Annotated in this window: 22 protein-coding genes; 10 read left to right on the top strand and 12 right to left on the bottom strand. The window is 60.4% G+C overall.

Annotated features, from left to right (window positions below; translation table 11 throughout):
- Nucleotides 1-10: 10 nt before the first annotated feature.
- Together CAK95_RS24955 and CAK95_RS24950 are read right to left on the bottom strand one after the other, a co-directional pair.
- Nucleotides 11-1,078: a GGDEF domain-containing protein gene (locus CAK95_RS24955; RefSeq protein WP_086090372.1), complete on the bottom strand. Its 1,068-nt coding sequence runs from the start codon at nt 1,076-1,078 to the stop codon at nt 11-13.
- Nucleotides 1,079-1,264: 186 nt separating this feature from the next.
- Nucleotides 1,265-2,626: a DEAD/DEAH box helicase gene (locus tag CAK95_RS24950; protein WP_086090371.1), complete on the bottom strand. Its 1,362-nt coding sequence runs from the start codon at nt 2,624-2,626 to the stop codon at nt 1,265-1,267.
- A gap of 210 nt (nt 2,627-2,836) precedes the next feature.
- Here CAK95_RS24950 and CAK95_RS24945 point away from each other — a divergent pair, with 210 nt between their 5' ends.
- Nucleotides 2,837-3,544 (top strand): alpha/beta fold hydrolase, encoded by a 708-nt coding sequence (locus CAK95_RS24945; RefSeq protein ID WP_198343760.1) that lies wholly within the window; start codon nt 2,837-2,839, stop codon nt 3,542-3,544.
- 42 nt (nt 3,545-3,586) lie between these two features.
- Here the strand turns inward: CAK95_RS24945 and CAK95_RS24940 are convergent, their stop codons facing one another.
- Genes CAK95_RS24940 through CAK95_RS24930 form a run of 3 tightly spaced genes read right to left on the bottom strand, consistent with a single transcriptional unit; the run spans nt 3,587 to nt 6,600 of the window.
- Nucleotides 3,587-4,282 (bottom strand): ABC transporter ATP-binding protein, encoded by a 696-nt coding sequence (locus tag CAK95_RS24940; protein WP_086090370.1) that lies wholly within the window; start codon nt 4,280-4,282, stop codon nt 3,587-3,589.
- A 10-nt stretch (nt 4,283-4,292) separates the two neighbouring features.
- Complete coding sequence (locus CAK95_RS24935) at nt 4,293-5,429, bottom strand: ABC transporter permease (protein ID WP_086090369.1); 1,137 nt, start codon at nt 5,427-5,429, stop codon at nt 4,293-4,295.
- Nucleotide 5,430: 1 nt separating this feature from the next.
- Nucleotides 5,431-6,600, bottom strand: coding sequence for an efflux RND transporter periplasmic adaptor subunit (locus CAK95_RS24930; protein ID WP_086090368.1), 1,170 nt, complete (start codon nt 6,598-6,600; stop codon nt 5,431-5,433).
- 127 nt (nt 6,601-6,727) lie between these two features.
- Between CAK95_RS24930 and CAK95_RS24925 the strand changes: the two genes are divergently transcribed.
- Nucleotides 6,728-8,089, top strand: coding sequence for a pyridoxal-phosphate dependent enzyme (locus tag CAK95_RS24925; RefSeq protein WP_086090367.1), 1,362 nt, complete (start codon nt 6,728-6,730; stop codon nt 8,087-8,089).
- Between the two features lie 12 nt (nt 8,090-8,101).
- Here the strand turns inward: CAK95_RS24925 and eutC are convergent, their stop codons facing one another.
- On the bottom strand, nt 8,102-8,887 hold the full coding sequence (gene eutC, locus CAK95_RS24920) for an ethanolamine ammonia-lyase subunit EutC (RefSeq protein WP_245303512.1): 786 nt from the start codon (nt 8,885-8,887) through the stop codon (nt 8,102-8,104).
- Nucleotides 8,884-10,269: an ethanolamine ammonia-lyase subunit EutB gene (locus tag CAK95_RS24915; protein WP_086091644.1), complete on the bottom strand. Its 1,386-nt coding sequence runs from the start codon at nt 10,267-10,269 to the stop codon at nt 8,884-8,886. The genes eutC and CAK95_RS24915 overlap by 4 nt, the downstream gene beginning before the upstream one ends.
- Nucleotides 10,270-10,454: 185 nt before the next feature.
- On the opposite strand from CAK95_RS24915, the gene CAK95_RS24910 reads away from it, so the two are divergent.
- The gene (locus CAK95_RS24910; protein ID WP_086090366.1) at nt 10,455-11,624 is read left to right on the top strand and encodes a trans-sulfuration enzyme family protein; all 1,170 of its coding nucleotides are present in this window, start codon (nt 10,455-10,457) and stop codon (nt 11,622-11,624) included.
- A gap of 39 nt (nt 11,625-11,663) precedes the next feature.
- Here CAK95_RS24910 and CAK95_RS24905 read toward each other — a convergent pair whose 3' ends face one another.
- The 3 genes from CAK95_RS24905 to CAK95_RS24895 are packed head-to-tail and all read right to left on the bottom strand — an operon-like array spanning nt 11,664 to nt 14,723.
- Entirely contained in the window at nt 11,664-12,680 is a 1,017-nt protein-coding gene (locus tag CAK95_RS24905; protein ID WP_086090365.1) for a D-alanine--D-alanine ligase family protein, read from the bottom strand.
- Nucleotides 12,677-13,705 carry a putative zinc-binding metallopeptidase gene (locus CAK95_RS24900; protein ID WP_086090364.1) on the bottom strand — a complete coding sequence of 343 codons (1,029 nt, stop codon included), beginning with the start codon at nt 13,703-13,705 and terminating at the stop codon, nt 12,677-12,679. The genes CAK95_RS24905 and CAK95_RS24900 overlap by 4 nt, the downstream gene beginning before the upstream one ends.
- A gap of 16 nt (nt 13,706-13,721) precedes the next feature.
- The gene (locus CAK95_RS24895) at nt 13,722-14,723 is read right to left on the bottom strand and encodes a Bug family tripartite tricarboxylate transporter substrate binding protein (RefSeq protein ID WP_157699739.1); all 1,002 of its coding nucleotides are present in this window, start codon (nt 14,721-14,723) and stop codon (nt 13,722-13,724) included.
- 246 nt (nt 14,724-14,969) lie between these two features.
- On the opposite strand from CAK95_RS24895, the gene CAK95_RS24890 reads away from it, so the two are divergent.
- From CAK95_RS24890 to CAK95_RS24880, 3 genes are all read left to right on the top strand, one after another.
- Nucleotides 14,970-16,466 carry a caspase family protein gene (locus CAK95_RS24890; RefSeq protein WP_086090362.1) on the top strand — a complete coding sequence of 499 codons (1,497 nt, stop codon included), beginning with the start codon at nt 14,970-14,972 and terminating at the stop codon, nt 16,464-16,466.
- Between the two features lie 134 nt (nt 16,467-16,600).
- Entirely contained in the window at nt 16,601-17,767 is a 1,167-nt protein-coding gene (locus CAK95_RS24885; RefSeq protein WP_086090361.1) for a 4-hydroxybenzoate 3-monooxygenase, read from the top strand.
- 136 nt (nt 17,768-17,903) lie between these two features.
- Nucleotides 17,904-18,893, top strand: a complete 990-nt coding sequence (locus CAK95_RS24880) for a Bug family tripartite tricarboxylate transporter substrate binding protein (protein ID WP_086090360.1) — start codon at nt 17,904-17,906, stop codon at nt 18,891-18,893.
- A 149-nt stretch (nt 18,894-19,042) separates the two neighbouring features.
- Here the strand turns inward: CAK95_RS24880 and CAK95_RS24875 are convergent, their stop codons facing one another.
- Nucleotides 19,043-19,777 carry a GntR family transcriptional regulator gene (locus CAK95_RS24875; protein WP_086090359.1) on the bottom strand — a complete coding sequence of 245 codons (735 nt, stop codon included), beginning with the start codon at nt 19,775-19,777 and terminating at the stop codon, nt 19,043-19,045.
- Between the two features lie 189 nt (nt 19,778-19,966).
- On the opposite strand from CAK95_RS24875, the gene CAK95_RS24870 reads away from it, so the two are divergent.
- Genes CAK95_RS24870 through CAK95_RS24855 form a run of 4 tightly spaced genes read left to right on the top strand, consistent with a single transcriptional unit; the run spans nt 19,967 to nt 23,736 of the window.
- Nucleotides 19,967-20,881 (top strand): fumarylacetoacetate hydrolase family protein, encoded by a 915-nt coding sequence (locus CAK95_RS24870; protein ID WP_086090358.1) that lies wholly within the window; start codon nt 19,967-19,969, stop codon nt 20,879-20,881.
- A gap of 26 nt (nt 20,882-20,907) precedes the next feature.
- Nucleotides 20,908-21,903, top strand: coding sequence for a TRAP transporter substrate-binding protein DctP (gene dctP, locus CAK95_RS24865; protein WP_086090357.1), 996 nt, complete (start codon nt 20,908-20,910; stop codon nt 21,901-21,903).
- A gap of 8 nt (nt 21,904-21,911) precedes the next feature.
- Nucleotides 21,912-22,442 (top strand): TRAP transporter small permease, encoded by a 531-nt coding sequence (locus CAK95_RS24860; RefSeq protein WP_157699738.1) that lies wholly within the window; start codon nt 21,912-21,914, stop codon nt 22,440-22,442.
- A gap of 1 nt (nt 22,443) precedes the next feature.
- Nucleotides 22,444-23,736: a TRAP transporter large permease gene (locus tag CAK95_RS24855; protein ID WP_086090355.1), complete on the top strand. Its 1,293-nt coding sequence runs from the start codon at nt 22,444-22,446 to the stop codon at nt 23,734-23,736.
- Nucleotides 23,737-23,886: 150 nt separating this feature from the next.
- Here CAK95_RS24855 and parE read toward each other — a convergent pair whose 3' ends face one another.
- Nucleotides 23,887-25,899 (bottom strand): DNA topoisomerase IV subunit B, encoded by a 2,013-nt coding sequence (gene parE / locus CAK95_RS24850; protein WP_086091643.1) that lies wholly within the window; start codon nt 25,897-25,899, stop codon nt 23,887-23,889.
- Nucleotides 25,900-25,957 lie beyond the last annotated feature (58 nt).

The raw sequence follows: 25,957 nt of genomic DNA, 5'->3' as shown, positions 1-25,957 counted from the left end.
AGGCTTGCGGTCACGCGACCGCGGCGGTCTTCTCGTTGGCCGAGACTTCCGGATCGGTTTCGCAGATCACGCGATTGCGGCCAGTATTCTTGGCGGCATAGAGGCAAGCGTCGGCACGGCCGATCAATGATTGCACCGTGTCGCCCCGCCGCAGCGTGGCAACGCCGATCGAGATCGTCACGCGGCCAAGATGTTCACCGGTCGAGCGCTTCATCAATTCCTTGCTCATCACCGCGCGGCGGATGTGGTCGGCAACGGTGACGGCCGAGCGCAGCACGGTATCGGGCAGGATCACGGCGAATTCCTCGCCGCCATAGCGTGCGGCGGTGTCCTGGCCTTTGACGTTCTGCTTTACCGACAGCGCGACGAGCCGCAGCACCTGGTCGCCGGTCAGGTGACCATAGGTATCGTTGAATGTCTTGAAGTGATCGATGTCGGTCATGATCAGCGACAAGGCTTCATTGTCGGTGGCGGCTTCGGCGACGGCCCTGGTCAGTGTCTGATCGAAGAATTTGCGATTGGACAGCGACGTCAACGGGTCGGTCAGGCTTTCATTGCGCGCGACTTCGAGATTGCGCTGAAGCTGGTTGATCTCCCGTTTTGAGGCGGAGAGACGCTCTTCAAGCTTGTAATTGATCAGCTCCATCTCCTTGGCCATGCCGACGAGGCTTTCGATGATGGTGCGTACGCCTTCGCGATCGGCCGCTGGCAGACTGCGCGAGACGCCGGCAAGGCTCTCCGAATAATTGCTGGCCGAACCGACGGCCGCATCCACCATCGCCATGACCTGCTCGATCTCGTCCACGACACGGGCGCCGACCTTGTCGATCTTGTCGCCAAGACGTGTGGGTGAAAGATACAGGTTGTAGATGCTGTCGGCGTCGTGCTCCGACAATGTGCCGGTGCGCGACAGGATGTCGTTGACCATCTCGTTCAACGACGGGTAGTAGCCGGTGGCGTAAGAATACCAAACTTCGAAATTGCGCGGCGATGCCGGCTGACGGAGGGCCTTGATCTGCCCGAGCGCGATCTCGGCGAACGCCAAAGTGCGTTCGTGCTCGCCGCTGCTGGTCGCCATTCCTTGGATCCCCGAACGCGCGCAACGCAATATGGCCAGCCCCCGCCATTGGGGGGTGGCCGGAAGCTTCAAACTTTCAAAAAGCTATTCGACAGCCATGAACGGGGGGTAAATATTCATCGTCAGACAGGCGGTCCGCTCAAAAGGGCTTTGAGTGTTTGATTGCGCTCTAAAAGACGGATGACCTTACGCTTTGACGCGGACGACTGGCCGCAGCAGAAACGCCGGCAAATGTGAGTGATCCGGCTCCAGGTCAGCCACCGGTTGCGGCTTGCGGCGGGCTTGATCAATCCGGGTCACGGGAGCCGGGGCAGCGGCGGCCGGCACTTGGGAAGCCGGTTTGCGTGGGGCACGATTGCGGTTGCCGGAGCGTTCGCGGCGAGCCGGCTTTGGCGGCAATTGTTCGGCTTCCTCGGATTTGGCGGCCATCTCGGGACCGGTGGGGATCGCCTGGCCCATCAGTTTCTCGATCGCCAGGACCGACTTGTGATCGGCCGAGGTGACAATGGTGTAGGCGACACCGGTTTTCCCAGCACGGCCGGTACGGCCGATACGATGCACGTAATCGTCCGCATGGAATGGCACGTCGAAATTGAGGACGTGGCTGACATCCGGAATATCGAGGCCGCGGGCGGCGACGTCGGATGCGATCAGCAGATCGGCTTCGCCCTTGCGGAATTTGTCGAGCGCGGCGGTGCGGGTCGATTGATCGAGATCGCCGTGCAAGGCAACCGCATTGAAGCCGTGCTTGACCAGAGAGCGATGCAGCAGCGCGACTTCGCGTTTGCGATTGCAGAAGATGATCGCGTTCTTGAAGTTCTCTGCGGTGCGCAGGATATGGCGCAATGTTTCACGCTTGTCATGCGGTTCGCGGCCGCTTTTGATGAGTTGCTGCGTGATCGTGGTGGCAGCAGTGGCCGGACGCGAGGTCTCGACCTTGACCGGATTGTGCAGGAACTGCTCGGTGATGCGCCGGATTTCCGAGGGCATCGTTGCGGTGAAAAACAGCGTCTGGCGGGTGAATGGAACCAGTTTGCAGATGCGTTCGATATCGGGAATGAAGCCCATATCCAGCATGCGGTCGGCTTCGTCGATCACCAGCAGTTCGACGCCGGTGAGCAGAAGGCGGCCACGTTCGAAATGGTCGAGCAGGCGGCCCGGCGTTGCGATCAGCACATCGACGCCGCGCATCAACTTGGCATCCTGATCGTCGAAGGAGACGCCGCCGATCAGCAGCGCGACATTGAGCTTTTGCCCGGCGCCGTATTTCTCGAAATTCTCCTGCACCTGTGCGGCGAGTTCGCGGGTCGGCTCGAGGATCAGCGTGCGCGGCATGCGGGCTCGCGCGCGGCCGGTCTCAAGCATGGTGATCATCGGCAGGGTAAACGCCGCGGTCTTGCCGGTGCCGGTCTGGGCGATGCCGAGGACGTCGCGCCTTGCGAGCACGTGCGGAATGGCTTCAGACTGAATGGGGGTGGGATTGGTGTAACCCGCAGCCTGAACTGCGGCTAATACTTTGTCGGACAAACCGAGCTGGGAAAAAGACATGAAACCTCTGAACGGCGCCGCCCGGGCATTTTTCATCCGCGCCGGATCATGAGATGACGACATTTCGCGCGGGGAAGGGCGGTCGAATCCTGTCGGTCAAACCGTTGCCGGGAACATAGGGCCGGGGGGCCGAAAGTCAATGCTGCAAAGGTTGGTTAAGTTAAATAAATACAAGCGTTTTCGGCGCTGAAGCGATGACGGAATGATGACATGAGCGATATGAAAAGCCTGCCAATTGTGCTGATTCCGGGCCTCGCCTGCACCGCGCGCCTCTATACCGGGCAGATGCCTGCGTTAGGGACGTTCGGGCCAATAACCGTGGCGGATCACCGGCGGGCGGACCATGTCGACACCATTGCCCGGCAGATTTTGGATAACGCGCCCCGCCGGTTTGCTTTGGCCGGACTGTCCATGGGTGGCTACATTGCCCTAGCGATCATGCGGATCGCGCCGGAGCGGGTGGCCAAACTGGCCTTGCTGGACACCGGCTCGCGCAGCGACACGCCCGAGCAGACCGAGCGCCGCAAGGCCCAGATTGCCATGGCTCAGAATGGCCAGCTCGAGGCGATTAACGATATTCTGTGGCCGCTCCTCGTTCACGCCGAGCGAAAGGACGATGCGGCCTTGAAGGCGGTGGTGACCGAGATGAGCCTGATGAGCGGTGCCGAGGCTTTCGTGCGGCAGCAGCAGGCAATCATGACGCGGCCGGATTCGCGGCCCTTTTTGCCAGCCATCACATGCCCGACGCTGGTGCTGGTCGGCGACGGCGATCAACTGACGCCGCCGCATCTGGCGGAGGAGATGGCGAGCCTGATCCCCGGCAGCCGGCATGTTGTGGTGCGAAATTGCGGACATCTCTCGACGCTGGAGCAGCCGGAATTCGTGACGAAGACGCTGATGGAGTGGATGAAGATTTGACAGGGGCACGGGATCGGCGAAGCGGACCATTCCGTGTCTGCGTCAGGCTGCGAGCGATTCAGTCCGCTCGAGTGCACCGTCACGCAATGTGAAAATACGATCGAAGCGATCGAAGATTTTCTCATCGTGGGTCACGACGATCACGGCGGAGCGATGTTCCTCCGCCACCTTCCGCAGCAAGTCCATGACTGCGCCTGCACGCTGGGAATCCAGAGCCGCCGTCGGCTCGTCTGCGAGGATGATGCGCGGATCATTCGCAAGCGCGCGAGCGATCGCAATGCGCTGGGCTTCGCCGCCTGACAATTGACCCGGCATGGCGCCGCTGCGCTTCTGGACGCCGAGATAGGCGAGCAGCTCGATGGCGCGCTTCCGCGCCATCGCCTGGCTTTTTCCTGCCAGAATGTTGGCAATGGCAACATTCTCCCACGCATTAAGAAAGGGCAGAAGATTGTGCGACTGAAAAATGAAGCCGATCTTCTCAAGCCGCAATCGTCTCAGATCGTGCCGCAGCCATTTCTGCGCATAGACGAGTTCGCCGTTCAAAGTCATCGTTCCGGAATTGGGTTCGAGGATACAGCCGATCACATTGAGAAGCGTGCTCTTTCCGGAACCGCTTGGGCCGCGCAGTCCGATCACTGTCCCGGCGTGAATATCGAGCGAGACATCGCGCAGCGCATCGACACGCGTTGACCCTTCGCCGAAATGCTTGGAGATGTTTCTGATCTCGACAACCGGCATGTTCGATATCTCATCCTGCAAGGGCAGACGCCGGGTCGATGTTCAGTGCGGTCCTGACGCCGAGCCCGCTCGCCAATAAACAAACGCACAGGACGATGGCGAAGAGCAGCATGGCATCGCCGCTTTCGAGAACGACGCGGCGCGGAAAATATCCGTGCATGGCGTTGATGAGCGCCGCACCCGCTGCGAAACTGATGACGCCCATCGCCAAAGCCTGCTGAACGATCAGGCCGACGATCCTGCTGTCCGGTGCTCCAATCAGTTTGAGGGTGGCGATCGACTTCTTCTTGTCGATTGTCATCGTGTAGATGATGAGGCCGATGATCACGGCAGAAACAACCAGGAGCAGGCTGGTAAACAGTCCGATCTGGCGTCGCGCACGTTCGATTACCGATCGTGACAGAACGGTCTCCTGCTGATCCTGCGTCAGCGCGCCCAGATGCTTCCAGCGATCAATGGCGGCGGCGAATTGCTCGCTGCTGACTCCGGGCAGCAATTGCACCAGCACCGCATTCACCGTGTCGGTCGAACCGGTCGCTGCTGGATTTCTGGCGGCTTCGCGGTGCGCGGCAGCGGGCGTGAGATCGAATTGCAGTTTCTGGGCATCACGGAGCGAGACGAAGACGACCGGATCGCCACCGGACGCGACAAGCCCCCGCGTCAATCCCACAATCGTGAAATTGTCGCGCCCAAGTTTGATCCGCTCACCGAGCGCGAGGCCGGTTTGGATATCGGCGACCGCTTCATAGCGGCTGCGCAGGATCGGACGGCCTTCTGCGATATGCGGCGCGCCGCCGATGCGCCCGATCTCGGAGCCGACAACGAGCAGCCTTTGTGTGGTGCCGCGATGCAGGACCTCCGCATTCTGGTAGGCGACGGAACCGGCGGCGGCAACGCCCCACTGGGCGGCGATAATTTCGCGTGTGTCGGCCGGGAGCCGCGAGGATTCTGCGAACGGCCCGCGCGTGCCGCCCTCGACAACCCAGATGTCGGCTTTCGCCGCGCGAACCAGACCGAGCGACTCCTCGATCAACCCGCGGTAAATGCCGACCATGGCGAGCACGATGCCGAGCAGCAGACTGAGCCCCAGGCATGTCAGCAGGAACCGGCCGAGATTATGCTTGATATCGCGTAACGCGAGATTCACGTCATGATCCTGAATCGGAAGAGGCGCGCGCCGCACGGCCTACGCGCATTCCCGGTTTGTCGTCGGCGACAATGGCCGTGTCTGGTGTCGTCCCTCCGACGATTTGGACGCGGCCATCCAGCAGCCGTTCGCCGAATTGGACCTGTCGTTTGGCCAGGCGACCGTTTTCGAGAACCCAGATCGTGCCGGAACGACCGTCATAGCCTTCGACGAATTTCAGCGGGATGAATTGCCCAGCGGCGATGCGTTTCTTGACGATTTCGACTTCCGCCTGCTCGCCAAGGAAGCGGAATTGATGCTCCGGGCCGCATTGCAGACACCGAACATAGACGCGGCGCTCTTCGGTAACGCGGTCATTCTCCTGATCGATGCGGACGACCTCGGCTTCGACCTCGGTATTGGCTTCAGAACGAAGGCGGACAAAAGCCTTCTGACCAATTTGCAGTCCGCCGGCGGAGGCTTCGTCGACATAGGCACGAATCCAGATCGAAGCGGGTTCGATCAGCGTGAAGGCCGCTTCGCCGGCATTGGCCACGCTGCCGAGTTCCTTATGGCGCGCGACGATCCTGGCATCGAAGGGTGCGCGTAACTCATGTTGATCGAGGAGGACGGCGTCGATCCGTCGTTGTGCGGCGGCATCGTCCTGCAACACATTGGCGACAGTGACATCCGCTTCGACCAGTTTGAGCTCGCTGCGTGCGATTTCTTCGGCGGCCTGTGTATCTTCGGCTGCTTCCTGTGACACGGTTCCGCGCCCGACCAGGGTCTGGCGCCGGAAGTTGACGCTTTTTTTCTGTTGATACAGGACATCGGCGCGGTCGCGCTGGGCCTGTGCCCTGAGCAGGTTGGCCGCGGCCTGCCTTTGGGCGGCTTCGCTTTTCATCAGCTTGCCGCGCTGTGCGTCGTCGTCGAGCTTGGCCAACAGCGTGCCCGTTTTCACAAAGTCGCCTTGGTCCGCGCCGATTTGGCTGAGCTTGCCGGCCAGTTGAAAGCCGACCTTGGAGACGACCTGAGCTTCAACCGTGCCAATGCCAAAGACCCTGACGTCCGTATCGGTCTGCGGATTGGCAATCCGAACCGCAATTTCCCGCGTGCCGTACCAATAGAATATCGCAGCCGCCACGATGAGGACGGCGCCCGCCACGGCAGAAAATTTGATCTTGGGCGACATGACTGCTCATATTTGCAAATATTCAAATGTATCTGATCTGGATTGCATCGCCTCGTATTGAGCTGGATCAACCGGTCTTCAGACGTCACTCTTTCGTGTATGACTGGGAGACCGGAGCGAAATCTAAATGACCTCGATCATCGATCTCATTGGCGGCACGCCGCTGGTTGAAGTGACCCGGCTCGAGACCGGGCCATGCCGGCTGTTCCTCAAGCTTGAAAGCCAGAACCCGTCCGGCTCAATCAAGGATCGGCCGGCGCGCGCGATGATCGAGGCGGCCGAATATGACGGGCGGCTGAAGGCGGGCGGCACGGTGATCGAGGCGACGGCCGGCAATACGGGCCTGGGTCTGGCCTTCGTCGGCGCGCGCAAGGGCTATCGCACCATTCTGGTCGTTCCCGACAAGATGTCGCGCGAGAAGATTTTGCATGCGCGGGCGATGGGCGCGGAGATCATCGTCACGCGCTCCGATGTCGGCAAAGGCCATCCCGATTATTATCAGGATCTCGCCGCCGATCTCACCGCGCGAACCAAGGGCGCGATCTATATCAACCAGTTCGAAAACCCGGCAAACCCTTACGCGCATGAGCAGACGACCGCGCCGGAAATCCTGCGGCAGATGGATGGCGATATCGATGCGATCGTGGTCGGCGTCGGTTCCGGCGGCACGCTGACCGGCATCGGCCGCTACATGTGCCAGTATTCGCCGAAGACGAAGATGGTGCTGGCCGATCCGGAAGGGTCGATCCTTGCGCCATATGTGAAGACCGGCGAGATGAGATCAGCCGGAAGCTGGGCAGTGGAGGGCATCGGCGAAGATTTCATTCCGCCTAATTGCGACCTGTCGTTGGTGAAAGATGCTTATACCATTCCCGATCGTGAGAGCTTTGCAACGGCACGCGAGCTCATGCGCGCGGAGGGTATTCTCGGCGGCTCGTCATCGGGCACGTTGCTGGCGGCGGCGCTTCGCTATTGCCGCGAGCAGAGCGAGCCAAAACGCGTTGTGACACTCGTCTGCGATTCCGGCGCGAAATATCTCTCCAAGGTGTTCAACGAAGCCTATCTCGCGCAGGAAGGCTTCATCGGTGCGCGCACCGGCAAGGTGCGCGATCTGGTATCCAGCCCGCACGGTGGCGGCAGTGCCGTCGAGGTGCGGCCGCAGGACAATCTGCGTGCGGCCTTTGCCCGCATGCGAGCCTCCGATGTATCGCAGCTTCCCGTGATTGAAGGCGACCGCATCGTCGGGCTCGTGACCGAGAGTGATCTCCTTGGCGCCGTGCTGACGCTCGGCGAGGACAAGGCGTTCGACCGCCCGGTCAAGGACATGATGGTGACGAAGCTGGAGACGATATCGGCGGATGCGCCGATCCGCGATCTGGTCCCGTTGTTCAAGCAGGATTATGTGGCGATCGTGATGGACGGAGATCGTTATCTCGGTCTCGTGACGCGGATCGACCTGATCAATTATTTCCGCATGACGATGCAATAAGCTGATTGTTTATCAGCCTTCGTTGTCTAGTAATCGATCTGAACCGTCCTTGATTTTCACCCCCGACAGCTGCTGCGACCGGATGGTCTGCAAAAGATGCCGCATCTTTCTGCTTGCATCCGCATAGCCGATGCCGTCGGGCCGGATGTTCGAGATGCAGTTGCGGTCGGCATCGGTACTTCGCGGGCTGGGCTGCCAGGTCAAATAGACTCCCATGCTGTCGGGAGCAGAGAGTCCCGGCCGCTCGCCGATGAGTGTCGCAACGCAATCCGCGTTCAGCACGTTGGCAATGGCGTCGCCGATCGCAACCCGCCCATTACGAACGATGACAAGCGGCGCGATCGCCCAGTTCCGCTTTTGCAAGGCAGGCAGCAGATGAGCCAGCACCGGCGCCGCATGCGACTGTATGGCGCGCGCCGACAGTCCATCGCTGATGACAAACGCGATATCGTAACGCGCGGTATATGCTTGCAGTGCGGTCTCAGCTCCGCTGGCAAGCTGGCGGCCCAGATCGGGGCGCATCAGATAGCTCGTGCGGTCGTTGGCGGCGCTGGCGATATCGATCACCGGCAGCCCGAGAGGCGCGAGATCGCCGGCGAGCCGTTTGTCGTCGAGCGGCTCATGGACGGCATCGCGGGCGCGGGCATGCGCCAGCCTGAAATCGAGCAGCGGACTGGTTGCGAGCGACGCGCCGGTGCGCTTGAGCCCAATCCGTGCCGCTGTCAGCCGGCGCAGATCGATCCACAGCGCATCAACTTGCGATGGCATGCCGGACGGTGGAGAGCAGTCGTCGGTCATGACAGATCCGGAAGCAGGGCGCGGAAACGGCCGGGCAATTCGCGCGGGCGGATGTGTCCAGCCTCGTTCATCAGCCCTTGCCGCGACAGCCAGTCCTCGAATTCCGGCGCCGGCTTGCGGTCAAAGAGATCGCGCATCGCCAGCGCATCATGGAACGAGGTGCTCTGGTAGCCGAGCATGATGTCGTCGGCGCCCGGAACGCCCATAATAAAATTCACTCCGGAGGCGACAAGAAGTGCCAGAAGCGCATCCATGTCGTCCTGATCGGCCTCGGCGTGATTGGTGTAGCAGACATCGACACCCATCGGCAGACCGAGCAGCTTGCCGCAGAAATGATCCTCAAGTCCGGCGCGTGTGATCTGCTTGCCGTCGAACAGATATTCCGGGCCGATGAAGCCGACCACCGTGTTGACCAGCAGCGGTTTGTAGCGCCGCGCCACGGCATAGGCGCGCGCTTCGAGCGTTTGTTGATCGACCCCGTGGTGGGCGTTGGCGGAAAGCGCGCTGCCTTGACCGGTTTCGAAATACATGACGTTGTTGCCGATCGTGCCACGCTTCAGCGATAGCGCCGCATCGTGCGCCTCCGTCAGCAGGGCGAGGTCGATGCCGAAGGCCTTGTTGGCCGCCTCCGTGCCGGCGATGGATTGAAACACGAGATCGACAGGTGATCCTTTGTGCATCAATTCGAGCGTCGTCGTGACATGCGCCAACACGCAGGTTTGTGTCGGGATGTCGAGCTTCTGGCGGATGTCATCGAGCATGCAGAGCAACATGTGCGCGCGCTCGACGCTGTCGGTGGCGGGGTTGATGCCGATGACGGCGTCGCCTGACCCGAGCAAGAGCCCATCGAGGATGCTGGCGGCAATGCCGCGGGCATCGTCGGTCGGGTGGTTGGGCTGCAGGCGGACGGAGAAATGTCCGGGCAAGCCGATGGTATTGCGAAAGCGAGTGACGACCGAGCATTTCGCCGCCATCACCATCAGATCCTGCAGCCGGCTGATCTTGGAGACGGCGGCCGCCATTTCCGGCGTGATGCCGGGGGCGAGGGCGGTGAGTGACGAGGCCGTTGCTTCGTCTGACAGCAGCCAGTCGCGAAACCCGCCGACGGTGAGATGCGACACCGTCGCAAAGGCATCGCGATCATGCGTATCGGCGATCAGCCGGCTGACTTCATCGGTCTCATAGGGAACGACGTCATGCCGCAGGAATGTATCGAGCGGCAGGTCGGCCAGCGCAAACTGCGCGGCGACGCGTTCCTCACCTGTTTCGGCGGCAACGCCGGCCAACTGGTCGCCGCTGCGCAGGGGCGTTGCCTTGGCGAGCAAGGTCTTCAGGTCGTCGAACGTATAACGCTGGGTGCCGATCGTTGCGCAATACATCAGGGAAGCCAGACCTTGTTGCCGTCCATGCAGGACGGGATACACAGCCCGAGATCGATTTCAGCAATATAAGTATCGAATTCAGACCGTACAGCAGCATCTTATTCTATGGCGTGACCAGACTAACGTTTTGTGATTACTGGCGTGCTGAATCTTTCATCGCACAGCGACAGACCGGTGTTTCATCAATGACCAAACCCAACCGTCCCGGCTTTGCCACCCGCTGCGTCCATGCCGGCCAGTCGCCCGATCCGACGACCGGCGCGGTGATGATGCCGATCTATGCGACCTCGACCTATGTGCAACAGAGTCCCGGCGTTCACAAAGGCTATGAATATGCGCGCTCGCAAAATCCGACGCGGATGGCCTTCGAGCGCTGCGTGGCTGATCTGGAAAGCGGGACGGCCGGATTTGCCTTCGCGTCGGGGCTCGCGGCGATCTCGACCATTCTCGAATGCCTCGATCAGGGGGCGCATGTGGTGGCGTCCGACGATCTCTATGGCGGGACACGGCGGCTGTTCGCGCGCGTGCGCGAGCGCTCGGCCGGGATCAAAACGACCTATGTCGACCTGAGCGATCTGGCGGCGGTGGAGAAGGCGATCCGCCCCGACACGAAGATGATCTGGGTCGAGACGCCGACCAATCCACTGCTGAAGCTCGCCGACCTGACGCGCATTGCCGAGATCGCGCGCAAGCACAGGATCATTGCGGTCGCCGACAACACCTTTGCCAGCCCCTATATCCAGCGGCCGATCGAGCATGGATTCGATATTGCGGTGCATTCGACGACGAAATATCTCAACGGTCATTCCGACATGGTCGGCGGCATTGCCGTCGTTGGCGACAATGCGGACATGCGTGAGCGGCTCGGCTTTCTGCAGAACGCCATCGGCGGCATCCAGGGGCCATTCGATTCATTCCTGGCATTGCGCGGCGTGAAAACCCTGTCATTGCGGATGGAGCGGCAATCGGCATCGGCGCTGAAAATTGCCGAGTGGCTGGAAGCGCATTCGAAAGTGAAGCGCGTGATCTATCCAGGACTTGAGAGCCATCCGCAGCATGCGTTGGCGAAAGCTCAGATGCGCGCCTTCGGCGGCATGATCTCGGTGGAATTGAAAACCGATCTCGATGGTGCGAAAGCGTTCCTCGAACGGACGGAATTATTCGCGCTCGCCGAAAGCCTTGGCGCCATCGAAAGCCTGATCGAGCATCCCGGCGTGATGACACATGGATCGGTACCGCCAGAGGTGAGGGCGGAGCTCGGTATCAACGACGGTCTTGTGCGGTTGTCGGTCGGGATCGAGGACGTGGACGATCTGATCGCCGATCTGGAGGGCGCGTTCGCTGCGATCAAGTAAGACGGACGCGGCCGGCTCGCCACTCGCAATGCCTTCAGGCTAGCGCTGCATCTTCCGGCTGCGCTGCAGGCCAAGCTGGACGATCCGGCGCAGCATATCGGAATACTTCATGCCGCCATATTCAGCCGCTTCCGCGAACACTTCATGGCGGGCGATTTCCGGGTTGGGGTTAGCCTCGAGAAAATACGGCGTGCCATCGGCCGCGAGCCGAAAATCGACGCGCGCGTAACCGTCGAGTTCGAGGGTGCGGCAAATGCGGCGTGTCAGGCTGTAAATGCGCTTTTCAATGTCCGGCGCAAGATCGACAGCGGCGCCCTGCAGGATGCCGCGCTCTTCCTGATATTTGACATCGAATTTCACTTTGGCGGTTGCAATGCGGCTGCCGATATCGCCGAATTCAAGCTCCCAGATCGGGAAAAGGCGCAGCCGTTCGTTGCCGAGCACGCTGACATAAAGTTCGCGGCCGTCGATATATTGCTCGGCAATCGCAGCGGTGCCGATCTTTTCGTGAATGAAGGTGACGCGCTCCTCCAGCCTGTCGTCGTTATCGACGATGGATTTCTGCGCAATGCCAAGCGACGCATCCTCGCTCAGGCTTTTGACAATCAGCGGAAAAGGCAGACGGTCAGGCCGCTTGATTCTCCGGTTCATCGGGAAGACGGCGAAGGCTGGTGTCGGAATGCGATGATAGTGAACGAGTTTCTTCGACAGATCCTTGCCGCGTGACAAAATCAATCCACGCGGATTGCAGCCGGTATAGGGGATGCGGAGCAATTCGAGATAGCTTGCGACATTCTGGTCGTAGGCCGGCTCGCCGTGAAATTCCTCCAGCAAGTTGAAGACGATGTCGGGTTTGAAATCTTCGATTTCTTGCCGGATCGGCCGCAATTCATATTGCACGCCGAGGACACGAACTTCGTGCCGCGCCTTTCGCAATGTATTGACGACGTCGTAGCCGGTCTTGAACGCGAGTATATCCTGCTCGCTGTATCCTTTGATCGAGTCCGGCGGCGCCTGCTCTGGATGCAAAAGAACCAGAACGCGCGTTTTTTTCATAGGGCGTACCATTGTCGGCGAGACGGACTATAAAGCGAGTGAACCGTCTTCGCCGTTAACAAAACGGTGAAATCTGTTCGTAATTGCCGTTCGGGACCGACGGCGCGTAATTTCAGTTCCCGGCAACGGTCGATCATGTCGTCGAGAACGGTGTCGAGTGTCAACTGATATTCGCCGGTCCAGCGTGCCACGACGTGACGAATGTGGGAGCGATTGCGCCGGATGAATTCGGCGGCTGTCGGCGACGTGCTGCGATGTTTCGGGTCGTCGGAGAAAATGCGAAGCAGTTCGCGATCATAGGTGCGTGGCGTGTCAACAGCGTAAAGCGCCTGCTTCTTTTCGTAGTGAACGGCCAAGGTTGTCTTGATCTGGCTCAACGGATGCACCGCGGGGCCGCGCGGCAATTGCGAGCGCTGGCCGGCGACCTCGTTCATCACCTCGTCGACATATTCGAGTTTGCGTAAAGCCGGCCATCCCGCATAGCGCTTGCGCCAGTCCGAACGCGGCTTCAACCATACGGCGAAGGTTTCGGCAAAATCCTCGTCGGGATGGCTTTGCGCATACCACAGGCGCAAATGCTGCACGTAATTCTTGCTTGCCGGGTTGGGCCGGTAATAGCGCGGATAATGCGCGGAAGAATTGCCGAACAATTCCTGCCAGCGGCGGCGGCGCTGCAGCTTGAATGCGTTCTGGATCACATGGCCGGTTTCGTGACGCAGGATGCGCATGCAGTCGAGCCGCGTGCCGCCTTCGACGTCGATGATCATTTTGCGCTCGAGCTGCATCAGCCGCGGATGCGCGAGATAGAACGGGATGGCGATGCCCGGTGTCGTATCGGGGCTGAACCATTCATCTGACAGCCAGACATGAGGGTGGATGCGAAGGTCGCGTTCTTCGAGTTCCTCGTAGAGGTCCTGCAGACAGTCTTCGAGCCATGTGCCATCGACACGGACGTGCAGGTCCTTCAGCCGCAGTTTCAGCAGCTTGTCATCCGGCAGCGAAGCCCATTTGAATCTGCGCTGCATTCTGTGGGTTTGGCTCCTAGTTTTTCGGTTTCAGATCGAGTGTCTTGGCGATACGGGCGGTCAGGTCGGATTGCTCCTTGATAGTGCTCGCAAGCTGGTCCGGGCTTCCGGTCCGCACCACCTGGCCGGTGGCGAGCAACCGCTCCGAGACAGTTTTGTCGGCAGCGACCTCCGTCACATCGCGGGCGATACGTTCACGTAATTCACGCGGCATCGTCTTGGGTCCATACAGGCCAGCGGTGGTTTCGACGCCGAGGCCGCCGAAGCCGAGTTCGTGGACGGTCGGAATATCGGGTGCGAAGGATGCACGCTCGCGGCTTGTGACCGCAAGGATGCGGATCTTGCCGGCGCTGACCAGCGGCTGGACGATGGCGACCGAGGTCAGGAGAAAGTCGATCTGGCCGCCGGCGAGGGCGGTGGCCGCCTCGACGATATTCTTGAACGGAATCTTCTGGGCCTGCAGCCCTTGCGTCTTCAGGAAATAGTCGAGGGTGAAATCCGGCACGCCGGGCGCCCCGGTGACGTTCATTTTGCCGGGGGCGGCGCGCGTGGCGGCGACGAACTGGCCGAGCGTCTGGATCGGCGAGGAGGCCGGCACATTCACGCAGAGCACGGTATCGGTCACCCGCGCGATCGGCGTCATGTCGCGCTCGAAATCGTAGGTCATTTTGTCGAGCGTATAGGGATGCGCCATGAACGAGGCGCTGGAGGAATAAAGCAGGACGTGGTCGTCATTGGCCTGCAGGAAGGCGTTGATGGCGAGTAGGCCGTCAGCTCCCGGCTTGTTTTCGATCACGACCGGCTGGCCCCACTTGGCCTGCAGCTTGTCGGTCATCAGCCGCGCGGCCACGTCCGTGGCACTGCCGGCGCCGAAGGGCAGCACCAGCCGGACCGGGCGCTGCGGCCAGGTCTGGGCTTGAGCCGGGGTGCCGGCCATGGCCAGCATCGCGCCGACAAGGGCGATTGCAAACGCTGCCGCCGCCGTTTCCCGCCCGCGCATCATACGCCTTTGGCTCATGCCATGGTCCCGGTTCATCATCTCGTCCTCCCGCGTTCGCCCCTTGCTCCAGCACTCTCACGGCGCTGTGTCACACAATTGATAACGGCGATTCCGTATTGCCTCAATTCGGGCGGGTGAATATCCGATCCGGACGGCCGTCAAAATTGAACCGCAGCAGCCTTTCATGCGACTATGGCTGACTAGGCGCTCCACGTGGCGCCCGCGATTCTTCAAGGCTTAGCGGCGTTCTGAGGGGGCGCATTCATGGTCAGGCTGACGTGTATTGTCGCAGCAATGCTGCTTGCGCTGGGGCTCACACCGGCGGCGGCGCAGAAGCGCGTGGCACTGGTGATCGGCAACGACACCTATCAGAACGTGACGCCCCTCAGGAAAGCCGGCAACGATGCCGAGCGGATCGCCAAGACCCTCAAGGGTCTCGGCTTCCAGGTGATCTCGGCCACCAACCAGAACCGCCGCAGCATGAGCGACAGCCTGACTGCCTTTGAGCGGGCGCTGTCGGAAGGCGATACCGCCTTTTTCTTCTTCGCTGGCCACGGCTTCCAGATCAAAGGCGAGAATTACCTCTTACCGACCGACGTGCCGATGGCCCTCGACGGCGAGGAGGAAAAGATTCACGAGAACTCCTTCCTTGCCCGGCGGATCATGGAGCGGGTCCGCAGCAAGGGCGTCCGCACGACTATTTTGGTGCTCGACGCCTGCCGCAACAATCCGTTCGAGCGCGCCGGCACCCGCAGTGTCCGTGGGGGCGGTGGTCTCGCGGCGATGAGCGAGGACGGCGCCTTCGTGATCTATTCGGCGTCCGAGAACCAGACCGCGCTCGATTATGCGTCGGCTGACGACAAGGACCCCAATTCCGTGTTCACCCGCTATTTCGTGAAGGAGCTGGAGACACCGGGACTGTCGCTGGTGCAGGTCGCCAAGCGCACGCAGGCGAGCGTCACTGAGCTGGCGCGCAAATACAAGCACGCACAGCGCCCGGCCTATTATGACGAGATCGTCGGCGATGTGGTGCTGAACGGCACGCTCGATCCAAAGCGTGCGATGGAGGTCATCCCGCAACAGGTCGCGGCCCTGCCGGTGCAGCCGTCGCCATTGCCGAACCGTCCGAGCGAGCCGGAGCAACTCAACGCGCCGCTGGCCAATTTCATGCGCCACAATGGCGGCTGGTCGGTGACGCTGTCATTCGCCGATCCGGTGACCGCAATTTCCTGGCGCTATGGCGACAAGGGTAATTTCAGGGAGACGGGCTTCCTCGACACGCTCGATCCGCGCACGCGCAAGCGCATGCCCAACCCGTCACTGCAGCTCGATGCCGATACGCCGGAAGGTACGATCTATGTGCGGTACGCCGATATCCGCGGCGAGTGGGCGGAGCCGTTCCCGATCAAGTTCGACCCGGTTGCTGCATTGGAACGCGGTGAGCGCCAGATCCTGGAAATGACCAGCGGCAGCTGGCTGTCGTTCCGGGAGTTCAATGGCCTGATGGTCTATTACACACATCTGATGTCGTATCGCTGCGCGATCCGCGAGGTGAAGATCGGCATCGATTCGACCGTGCCGGACAAGAAGCTGGCGATGCCGGTCTGTGACCCAAGCAATCCATCTTCGATTCCGCACAGCGCGCAGCCATATCTGAAGCTTTCGCCCGGCACGAAATTCGTTTCGATCGAGCTGACGTACCGCGATGGTTCGGTATCGGAAACCAAGACATTCCGCGCGGATGCTCGCGGGAATCGTTGATGTGTGCAGTGCGGCATGATTGCCGTACTGCAAAAGCCTCATGAAACGTGCCAGCCGTTCCGGGAAAAAGACCTTTGCCGGAGCAGGCCGTGCCGGTAACACGCGCGTCTCAACTCTAAGGAGATGCGAGAACGATGCGAACACAGGTCGGAATCATCGGTGCAGGTCCTGCCGGGTTGATGCTGTCGCATCTGCTGCACCTCGCCGGCATCGAATCGATCATCATCGAGAACCGCAGCCGCGACTATATCGAGCACCGCATTCGCGCCGGGCTGATCGAGCAATGGGCGACCGACATGCTCATCGAGACCGGCGTCGGCGAGCGCATGCAGCGCGAGGCGATGTTTCATGACGGCAATCATCTTTGCTTCAATGGCGAAACGCATCACCTCAATTTCAAGGACCTGGTCGGGAAGGGGATCACCATCTATGGCCAGCAGGAGGTGGTGAAGGATCTGGTCGCACAACGTCTGAAGGATGGTGGCCAGATCATCTTTGAGGTCGAGGATACAGCGGTGCATGACTTCGGCACTGACAAGCCGTCGATCACGTTCCGCAAGGATGGCAAAGATCAGCGCATCGATTGCGATTTCATCGCCGGTTGCGATGGCTTCCACGGCATCTGCCGTCCGAGCTTTCCGGAAGGCACATTGACGTTCTACGATCGCGAATATCCATTCGGCTGGCTTGGTATCCTGACGGACTCTCCGCCACCGGATCACGAGCTGATTTACAGCTATCATGATCGGGGTTTTGCGCTCTACACGATGCGCTCGCCAACCATCTCAAGGCTGTATGTCCAGGTCGATCACGACGAGGACGTCAACAACTGGCCGGACGACCGGATCTGGGAGGAATTGCACATCCGGTTGCAGGGCACGCGCAAGCTGCAGGAAGGCAAGATTCTGCAGAAGGGCGTGACGCCGATGCGCAGTTTTGTCTGTGAGCCGATGCAGACTGGCCGATTGTTTCTCGCCGGCGACGCCGCGCATATCGTGCCGCCGACCGGTGCAAAGGGCATGAACCTCGCACTGGCCGATGTGCGCATGCTCTCACGCGCATTGTCCGCTTACTACAAGTCACACAAGACCGATCTTCTGGAGGGCTATTCGAAAACCTGTCTGGAGCGGGTCTGGAAGGGGCAGCGCTTCTCCTGGTGGATGACGCAGATCTTCCACGTCTTCCCGAACGAAGTGCCGTTCGACCGCCGCCGGCAATTGGCCGAACTCGATTACATCGTTAATTCCCGGGCGGCGGCGACCTCTCTGGCCGAGAATTATGCGGGCCTGCCGATCGTTTAGACCGCCTGCCGGACGCGATCAAAGCCCATCAAAAATTGGCTATCCTGATCGGGGGCGAACCCGCTATGGTGTGAAGCGAACGTGACCGGTGCGATCAATCAGTGCCGGCAAGAAAAACCTGATACGGGAGGATAGCATGGTTTCAGGGTGGCTCAGCCGCTCAGCGTTTAGCGTCGGCATTCTTGCTTTGAGCTTGTCCGCTGGTGCGGCCTTGGCGCAGGATCCAGCCGCATCATTTCCCAACAAGCCGATCCGCATGATCGTTGGCTTCGCAGCCGGCGGCGGCAACGATATCTTCGCGCGCCTGATCCAGAATGAATTGAGCAAACGGACCGGCTGGACAGTTGTCGTCGAGAACAAGGCGGGCGCCGGCGGCCGGCTGTCGGCTGAATATGTCGCGCGCGAGCCGGCCGATGGTTACACGATCCTTGTCGGTGCAAGCGGTGCGATGGCGATCGGCCCGCTGATCTACAAGACCGACTATCAGACGCTGAAGAATTTCATTCCCGTGACGATGATCGGAGATTTTCCGCTTTTCCTTACGGTCGGGAGTGATCATCCGGCCAAGACTGCGAAAGATCTTGTCGCCTGGACCAACGCAAACAAGGATAAGGCGAATTACGCGACCTCGTCGCCGGCGTTCACGTTGCCGTCCGAATTGTTCAAGATGAAGTCGGGCGCGAGCGGTACTGCCATCCCTTACAAGAGCTCGGGTGAATCCATCCTCGCGGTGATTTCCGGTAACGCGGCGATGACGGTCGTCGATCCGCCGCCGATGGTGCCGCAGGTTCAGGGCGGCAAGCTGCGTGCGCTCGCTGTGCTGTCTAAGGAGCGTTTTCCCGATCTGCCGGACGTGCCGACGATGGCCGAATCTGGATTTCCGGATGTGAATGTCAGCTTGTGGAGCGGATTTTTCGTCCCGGCTGGAACGCCGAAAGCGATCGTGGACAAGATCCACAAGGAACTGAGTGCGGTGATCACACAGACCGAGGTGAAGGACAAACTGCGTGGCATGGCGGTACGGCCGACCGGCACCGGGACTGACGAATTCACGAAGGTCATCGAGAACGAGCAGAAGATGTGGTCGGACGTGATCAAGGCCGGCAATCTGAAGTTCGAAAAATAGAACGCGGAAAACGCGGGCAGGAAAGGGCGGTGCCGGGATAACAAAAAACAGTCACCGCTGAGAACTGGATGCGGGGCGAGCGATCGCCCCGTTTTTTTTATGTTTGCTGTTTATGTTTGCTGTTTATGTTTGCTGTTTATGTTTGCTGTTTATGTTTGCTGTTTATGTTTGCCGTTTCCGTCGTCGGCGTGGCGCAGCAATTCGGAAATCGCACGTTCCGTTGTCGCTAGATGATCGTCCATCAGTTGCGTCGCGCGCGGGACGTCGCGCGCAAGCACCGCTTCCATGATGGTCTGGTGATCGCCCACTGCATTGCGCACATGCGCGGCGGTTTCCTTGCGGCGCAGAAGACGCAGCTTGCGGTAGCGTTCGGAATGATCGGTCAGCGTGCTCCAGAAACGCAGACGCCAGTCCGATCCGCAGGCCGACACAAGTGCAAAGTGGAAATTGCGGTGGCGCACTTCCCATAATTCCGCGGACTTGCGGTCGCTGGCCGATTTCGGCAGCGGCGTGCGGGCCAACAGATGCATGGTCGCAACGATCCTGGCTTCCCAGGTCGCATCGCCCAGTTGCATGGCTTGGGTAAGGCATGACTGCTCGAGCTCGCGCCGGGTCGACATCAGATCTTTCCATTCCGATGCCGATACGCCGCAGGCGCGATAGCCGCGCTGCGCTTCGCCTTGCACCAGACCATCGGCGGCCAGCCGCATCAACGCTTCTCGGATCGGTGTGAGACCCAATTCGAACCGCTGCTGCAAGACGGAGGGGCGCAAACGTTCGAGCGGCAACCATTCCCCGCTCAGCAATTCGCGGCGAAGCACTTGATAGGCCCGCTCGGCTTCCGAACGCGGCTCAAGATCGAAAGGCGCCAGTGGATCGTTCATGAAAGTTGGAATCTCACGTTTGACAGAATTTATAAATTCTGGTGCAATTCATGACAATAGATCACGATGGTTTTGGATCAAATTGATCCAAAACCATAAAACGTGATCGATTCTAATACGTTAGAGCATGATGTTCGTCCGAAAACCGCTTCGCACTTTTCGGCATCATGCTCTAGGGGGACGGGGCGAATGACAGTTGCCAATTGGGCACTTGCAACCGTGAAGTTGGACGGGCCGACTGCCTGTCTTGAAGTGGACGGCAATCTCTATCGCTTGGAACCCACACTGGCGCGTGCCGGCTGGAGCGGCGCGAGCGATGTCGCGAGCCTGTTTTCCGATTGGGACCGCTCGTACGCGGCGCTCAACAAAGCCGCCGCCACGGTAAGCGCGGAGGACAAGGTGCCGGCTGCGTCGGAGCGCCTGGCGCCGCTGCTTTATCCCGGAAAGGTCCTCTGCGCTGGTGCGAATTATTACGATCATCTGAAGGAGATGGGCGTTCCCGATACGCGCAAGGAAGCGCAGCGGCTGTTTTTCTTCTTCAAGCCGGCGCACAACGCGGTGGTGGGCGAGGGGCCGACCGTCCACATGCCGATCGATACCAAAGCGTTCGATTGGGAAATCGAATTGGCCGCCGTGATCGGCAAGCGCGCACGGGCGGTGAAGGCGCAAGACGCGCTGTCGTATGTCGCGGCCTACACCATCGGCATCGATTTCTCGGCGCGCGATCACAACCGCGCACCGGACACCTTTTATAAGCTCGATTGGGTGGCGGGCAAAGCGCACGATACCTGCTGTCCGCTTGGCCCGCGGATCGTTCCAGCATCGGCTATTCCCGATCCGCAGAATATTGCGCTGAAGCTTTCGGTGAACGGCGAGGTCAAGCAGGACGGACGCACGACCGACATGATCTTCTCGATCGCCGAGCAGATCGAAATCCTGTCGCGCATCATGACGCTCGATCCGGGCGATGTCGTGCTGACCGGGACGCCTGCCGGTGTCGGCGCGCCGAAGCAGACATTCCTGTCGGTCGGCGATCATGTCGACGCCACCATCGAAGGTATCGGAACGCTTTCAGTCACCATTCGCGAGCCGCTGACCGGGTGAACGGCGCAACATAAGGAAGTGTCGATATGATCACCAGACGGACCGTTATTGCTGGCGCGTTCGCGCTTGCAAGCTGCTTGCCGGGCGTTGCTTTGGCGCAAGGCGCGCCGATTCAGTTTCGCATTTCGACGGCCGCGGCGGAGCAGGATTGGCTCACGCGCGCGCTTCAGCAGTTCAAGGAGAATGTCGAGCGCGATCTGCCAGGGCAGGTCGCGATATCGGTGCATCCTGGTTCCTCGCTGTTTCGTCAGGGCACCGAATTGCCGGCCATCCAGCGCGGCAATCTCGAAATGAGCACGATGACCACCTTCGAGATCGAACAGCAGATCCCCGAATTCGGTCTGTTCTCTGCCGGTTACGTGTTCCGCGACTACGATCACATGCGCAAGGTGATGGGCGGGCCGATCGGCAAGGAGTATGCGGCGGCCGTGGCATCGAAGATGGGGATCGAGATCATCGATTTCATTTATCTTGGCACGCGGCAGGTGAATCTGCGTCAGGCACGCAACGTGAAAACACCGGCCGATCTGGCCGGTGTCAAGCTGCGAATGCCGCCGGGGCCGGGATGGAATGCGCTGGGCCGCGGGCTCGGGGTCACGCCGACGCCGATGGCGATGCCGGAAGTCTATCTCGCGATGAAGAGCGGTGCGATTGATGGACAGGAAAATCCGCTCGCCATTGCGCGCTTTAATAACCTCAACGAAGTGTCGCAGCAATTCGTGCTGACCAATCACGTCGTGCAGCCAGTGGCTTTCGCCGTGGCCAAACCGGTGTGGGACAAGTTTTCGCCGGCACAAAAGGTCGTGATCCTCAAGCACGCGCGCGCAGCAGCTGAGTTCAACGACAAGAGCCGCCTGCAAGACGAAAAGGAACTGGTCGATACCTTCCGCAAGTCCGGGATCACCATTACCGAGCCCGATCTCGCGGCATTCAAGGCCTCCGTCGACAAGCAATATCAGGACTCCGGCCTGTCGCAGAAATGGAATGCCGATCTCCTGAAGCGCATCGCCGACACGAAATAGGCATCGCTTTGCGCGCGGCTTTTACACACGTCGTCACCCGCTTCCGCATCGTTGCGGAGTGGGTGACGACGGCGATGTTCTTTGCGATCTTTGCCATCTACATCGCCGGTGTCGCCGCGCGATATGTATTCTCTGCCCCCATCGCCTGGTCCGATGAGCTGGCGATGATCGTGTTTCTCTGGTGCATGTTTCTCACGGACGCTTTCGTCAGCCGCGACAGCGATCATGTCGCCTTCGACATTCTGTGGGCGAAGTTGCCGCCCGGCGGACGGCGTGTGGTGGGCCTTCTCCAAACTGCTCTGTTCGGGCTGCTGTTCGCAGTCGCTTTCCCAATCATCGTCGATTACGTGATGTTTCTGTGGCGTGAGCAGACGTCGGCGCTCGAATGGCGCCTGGACATCGTCTATGCCTGTTTCATCATCTATTTTGCGATGGTCATCGTCAGGCTTGCTGCGAAATTCGTGAGCTTTGCCGGACCGAATTGGCGCGCACATGTCGCCGACGATGCCGAACCCGCGGCACCGAATGTGGTTGGCTGACATGTCGACGTCCTTTATTGCCTTGCTGGTCGTTTTTGTGGTCGCGGCCGCTTTGCGGCTGTCGATCGTGCTATCGATGTTTGCAGCCGGCATCGTCTATCTGTGGGTCAGCAAGCAGGATATCGGCCTGCTTGTCGACCAGACGCTGAATACGACGCTGACGCTCAACGTGCTGCTCGCGGTGCCGCTGTTCATTCTCACGGCGAACATCATGAACGCGTCGACCATTTCCGAGCGACTCTGGACGTTTGCCAATACGATCGTCGGACGGCTGCCGGGCGGCCACGGTCACGTGACGGTAGTGACCAACCTGATCATGTCGTCGATGACGGGCAGCGCGGCATCGGATGCCGCCGGGGCTGGCATGGTGGCAATTCGCATGATGCGAAAGCAGGGTGGCTATCCGGGCGGTCTTGCCGTTGCGGTCGCATCGGCGGCGGCGCTGCTGGGGCCACTGATCCCTCCGTCGATCCCGATGGTGCTTTACGCACTCATTTCAGGCGCTTCGATCGGCGCGTTGTTTCTGGCAGGCATCGTACCAGGCCTGCTGATGGCGGTGTCGATCTCGATCCTGATCCTGTTGATTGCCAGGCGTCGCAAGCTGCCGCGCGGGGAGCCGGTACCGCTGCGGCAATGGCCAACGGCATTTGGGCAGGCGTTTGTGCCGCTCACATTGCCGGCGGTGTTGCTGGGCGGCATCTGGGGGGGCGTGTTCACGCCGACGGAAGCTGCCGCCGTCGCCGCGCTCTGGGCGATGATCATCGGCGGATTATGGTATCGAAGCCTTTCTATCAAGACGCTGGTTGAAGCGTTTCAGGAATCGTCGCGGCAGTCGGCGATCGTGATGTTGCTGCTGATCAGCTCGTTCATCGTCAACTTCGCTATCACCAATGAAGGCATTGGCGATAGTCTCTCGCGATGGATTGCCGGGCTGAACCTGTCGCCGCTGGCATTCCTTTTGCTCGTCAACGTGATGTTCCTTGTGCTCGGTACGGTGCTCGATAGCGCGGTGATGCTGCTGGTGTTCGTGCCGGTGCTGTTACCGACGGTGAAGGCGCTCGGCATCGATCTCGTTCACTTCGGCGTTGTGGTGATCGTCAATTTCATGATCGCGATTATCTCGCCGCCTTACGGCTTGATCCTGTTCATTATGTCATCGTTGACAAAGGTGCCGATGCGCGAGATCAATCGCGAGATCTGGCAATTCTGCGTGCCGCTCTCGATCGTGCTGCTGATCCTGATCGCGTTCCCGCAGATCACGCTGTTCGTGCCGCACATGTTCGGGCTGAAGTAGCGCGTCATCGACACACGGGAAGCTGACTCGTCGCGCTGAATCGATTTTCTTCCGCTCGTCCCCGCGAAAGCGAGGACCCAGAGCCAAGCTCACTGAATTCCCGCATATGCGGGAATGAGCGGAGCAAGGCGCTTCAATTGTGAATCAAGCCTATACGTCCAGCAATTCTTCGCTGGCGAATTCGGCCTTTTCCTGAATGAAGGCGAAGCGGGCTTCCGGCTTCGTGCCCATGAGCTGATCGACCGATTTCGCCGTGTCCACGCGTTCTGCCTCGGCCAGCGTCACCTTCAGAAGCGTACGCTTCTTCGGGTCCATGGTCGTTTCCTTGAGCTGGTTCGCCATCATCTCGCCAAGGCCCTTGAAGCGGCCGACCTCGACCTTGGCATTGGCGTGAAACTCCTTCTTCAGCAGCTCTTCCTTGTGCTTATCGTCACGGGCATAGAATGTCTTGCCGCTATGCGAGAGGCGGTAGAGCGGGGGGACCGCGAGATAGAGATGTCCGTCGTCGATCAGCTTCGGCATCTGCCGGTAGAAGAAAGTGATGAGCAGTGATGCGATATGCGCGCCGTCGACGTCAGCGTCGGTCATCACGATCACCTTGTCGTAGCGCAATTCCTGCTCACGGTAATGCGAGCCATAGCCGCAGCCGAGCGCCTGGATGAGATCGGCGAGTTGCTGGTTCTGCGCGAGCTTGTCCTTGCCGGCTGAAGCAACATTGAGGATCTTGCCGCGCAGGGGCAGCACCGCTTGTGATGCGCGGTCGCGCGCCTGCTTGGCCGAGCCGCCGGCGCTGTCTCCTTCGACGATGAAGATCTCCGAGCCTTGAGCCGCGGTGTTGGTGCAGTCAGCCAGCTTTCCGGGAAGCCGCAGTTTGCGCACTGCGCTCTTGCGCGAGACTTCCTTTTCCTGCCGGCGGCGAAGGCGCTCTTCTGCGCGCTCGACCACGAAGTCGAGCAGCTTGTTGGCCTGTAACGGATTGCCGGCCAGCCAGTGATCGAACGGATCGCGTATCGCCTGTTCGACCACGCGGGACGCTTCAGGCGTCGCAAGGCGATCCTTGGTCTGGCCCTGGAATTCCGGCTCGCGGATGAACACCGATACCATGGCGCAGGCACCCGCCATCACGTCATCGCTGGTAATCGCTGCCGCGCGCTTTTCCTGACCGGTACGGGCGGCGTGGTCGCGCAAACCTTTGAACAGGGCAGTGCGCAGGCCGCTTTCATGCGTGCCGCCATCATGCGTCGGGATCGTGTTACAGTAGGACGAGACGAACGGATCGGCATCGGCGACGAAAGCGATCGCCCATTCCGCCGAGCCGTGGCCGTTCTTTTTTTCCGAACCGCCGGCGAAGATGTCCGGATGCACGCGGGTCGCGCCCTCGATCGAGGCCGCGAGGTAATCCTGCAGGCCGCCGGGGAAGTGCAGCACGGCTTCGGCCGGCGTGTCGTCCTTGATCAGCGCGGCATCGCACGACCAGCGGATTTCGACGCCGCCAAACAGATACGCCTTGGCACGCGTCATTTTGAACAGGCGCGCGGGATCGAATTTTGCCTTTTCGCCGAAGATCTGCGGATCGGGCTTGAAGCGCACAGTGGTGCCGCGCTTGTTGGCGATGCGGCCGAGCTTTTCCAGCCCGCCCTTCGGTTTGCCGCGCGAGAATGTCATGCGATAGAGCTGCTGGCTGCGCGCGACCTCGATAACCATGTCGACGGACAGCGCATTCACAACCGACACGCCGACGCCGTGCAGACCGCCCGAGGTCTCGTAGACCTGCGAGTCGAATTTTCCGCCCGCGTGCAGCGTGCACATGATGATTTCAAGCGCGGATTTCTTCGGGAATTTCGGATGCGGGTCGACCGGGATGCCGCGGCCGTTATCGGTGACGGTGATGTAGCCGTCGGCGCCGAGGTGTACTTCGATGAAGGTGGCGTGGCCGGCGACGGCTTCGTCCATCGCGTTGTCGATGACTTCCGCGAACAGGTGGTGCAGCGCCTTCTCGTCGGTGCCACCAATATACATGCCGGGCCGGCGACGGACCGGCTCAAGCCCCTCCAGCACCTCGATATGGTGGGCGGTATAGTTGCTCTCGGCATTGCCGCCGCGCGAGGCGGACGTTTTTGAAGCAGTGCCCTTGGCCGCCGCCTTGGAGGCGCCGCCGAACATATCTGCGGTCTTTTTGTCGGTTTTGGCGCCCTTGGTCACGGTGCGGGCCGCTGCGGTC

The sequence above is a fragment of the Pseudorhodoplanes sinuspersici genome (assembly GCF_002119765.1).
Classification (GTDB): Bacteria; Pseudomonadota; Alphaproteobacteria; order Rhizobiales; family Xanthobacteraceae; genus Pseudorhodoplanes; species Pseudorhodoplanes sinuspersici.
Note: the sequence above shows the minus strand (reverse complement) of the source record. Positions and strands in the feature narration are given on the sequence as shown.

Bases quoted from the DNA above. Each gene is read 5' to 3' on its own strand.
- CAK95_RS24955 (WP_086090372.1), bottom strand. From the start codon at position 1,078: ATGGCGACCAGCAGCGGCGAGCACGAACGCACTTTGGCGTTCGCCGAG.
- CAK95_RS24950 (WP_086090371.1), bottom strand. From the start codon at position 2,626: ATGTCTTTTTCCCAGCTCGGTTTGTCCGACAAAGTATTAGCCGCAGTT.
- CAK95_RS24945 (WP_198343760.1), top strand. From the start codon at position 2,837: ATGAGCGATATGAAAAGCCTGCCAATTGTGCTGATTCCGGGCCTCGCC.
- CAK95_RS24940 (WP_086090370.1), bottom strand. From the start codon at position 4,282: ATGCCGGTTGTCGAGATCAGAAACATCTCCAAGCATTTCGGCGAAGGG.
- CAK95_RS24930 (WP_086090368.1), bottom strand. From the start codon at position 6,600: ATGTCGCCCAAGATCAAATTTTCTGCCGTGGCGGGCGCCGTCCTCATC.
- CAK95_RS24925 (WP_086090367.1), top strand. From the start codon at position 6,728: ATGACCTCGATCATCGATCTCATTGGCGGCACGCCGCTGGTTGAAGTG.
- eutC (WP_245303512.1), bottom strand. From the start codon at position 8,887: ATGACCGACGACTGCTCTCCACCGTCCGGCATGCCATCGCAAGTTGAT.
- CAK95_RS24910 (WP_086090366.1), top strand. From the start codon at position 10,455: ATGACCAAACCCAACCGTCCCGGCTTTGCCACCCGCTGCGTCCATGCC.
- CAK95_RS24905 (WP_086090365.1), bottom strand. From the start codon at position 12,680: ATGAAAAAAACGCGCGTTCTGGTTCTTTTGCATCCAGAGCAGGCGCCG.
- CAK95_RS24900 (WP_086090364.1), bottom strand. From the start codon at position 13,705: ATGCAGCGCAGATTCAAATGGGCTTCGCTGCCGGATGACAAGCTGCTG.
- CAK95_RS24895 (WP_157699739.1), bottom strand. From the start codon at position 14,723: ATGAGCCAAAGGCGTATGATGCGCGGGCGGGAAACGGCGGCGGCAGCG.
- CAK95_RS24890 (WP_086090362.1), top strand. From the start codon at position 14,970: ATGGTCAGGCTGACGTGTATTGTCGCAGCAATGCTGCTTGCGCTGGGG.
- CAK95_RS24885 (WP_086090361.1), top strand. From the start codon at position 16,601: ATGCGAACACAGGTCGGAATCATCGGTGCAGGTCCTGCCGGGTTGATG.
- CAK95_RS24880 (WP_086090360.1), top strand. From the start codon at position 17,904: ATGGTTTCAGGGTGGCTCAGCCGCTCAGCGTTTAGCGTCGGCATTCTT.
- CAK95_RS24875 (WP_086090359.1), bottom strand. From the start codon at position 19,777: ATGAACGATCCACTGGCGCCTTTCGATCTTGAGCCGCGTTCGGAAGCC.
- CAK95_RS24870 (WP_086090358.1), top strand. From the start codon at position 19,967: ATGACAGTTGCCAATTGGGCACTTGCAACCGTGAAGTTGGACGGGCCG.
- dctP (WP_086090357.1), top strand. From the start codon at position 20,908: ATGATCACCAGACGGACCGTTATTGCTGGCGCGTTCGCGCTTGCAAGC.
- CAK95_RS24855 (WP_086090355.1), top strand. From the start codon at position 22,444: ATGTCGACGTCCTTTATTGCCTTGCTGGTCGTTTTTGTGGTCGCGGCC.
- parE (WP_086091643.1), bottom strand. From the start codon at position 25,899: ATGTTCGGCGGCGCCTCCAAGGCGGCGGCCAAGGGCACTGCTTCAAAA.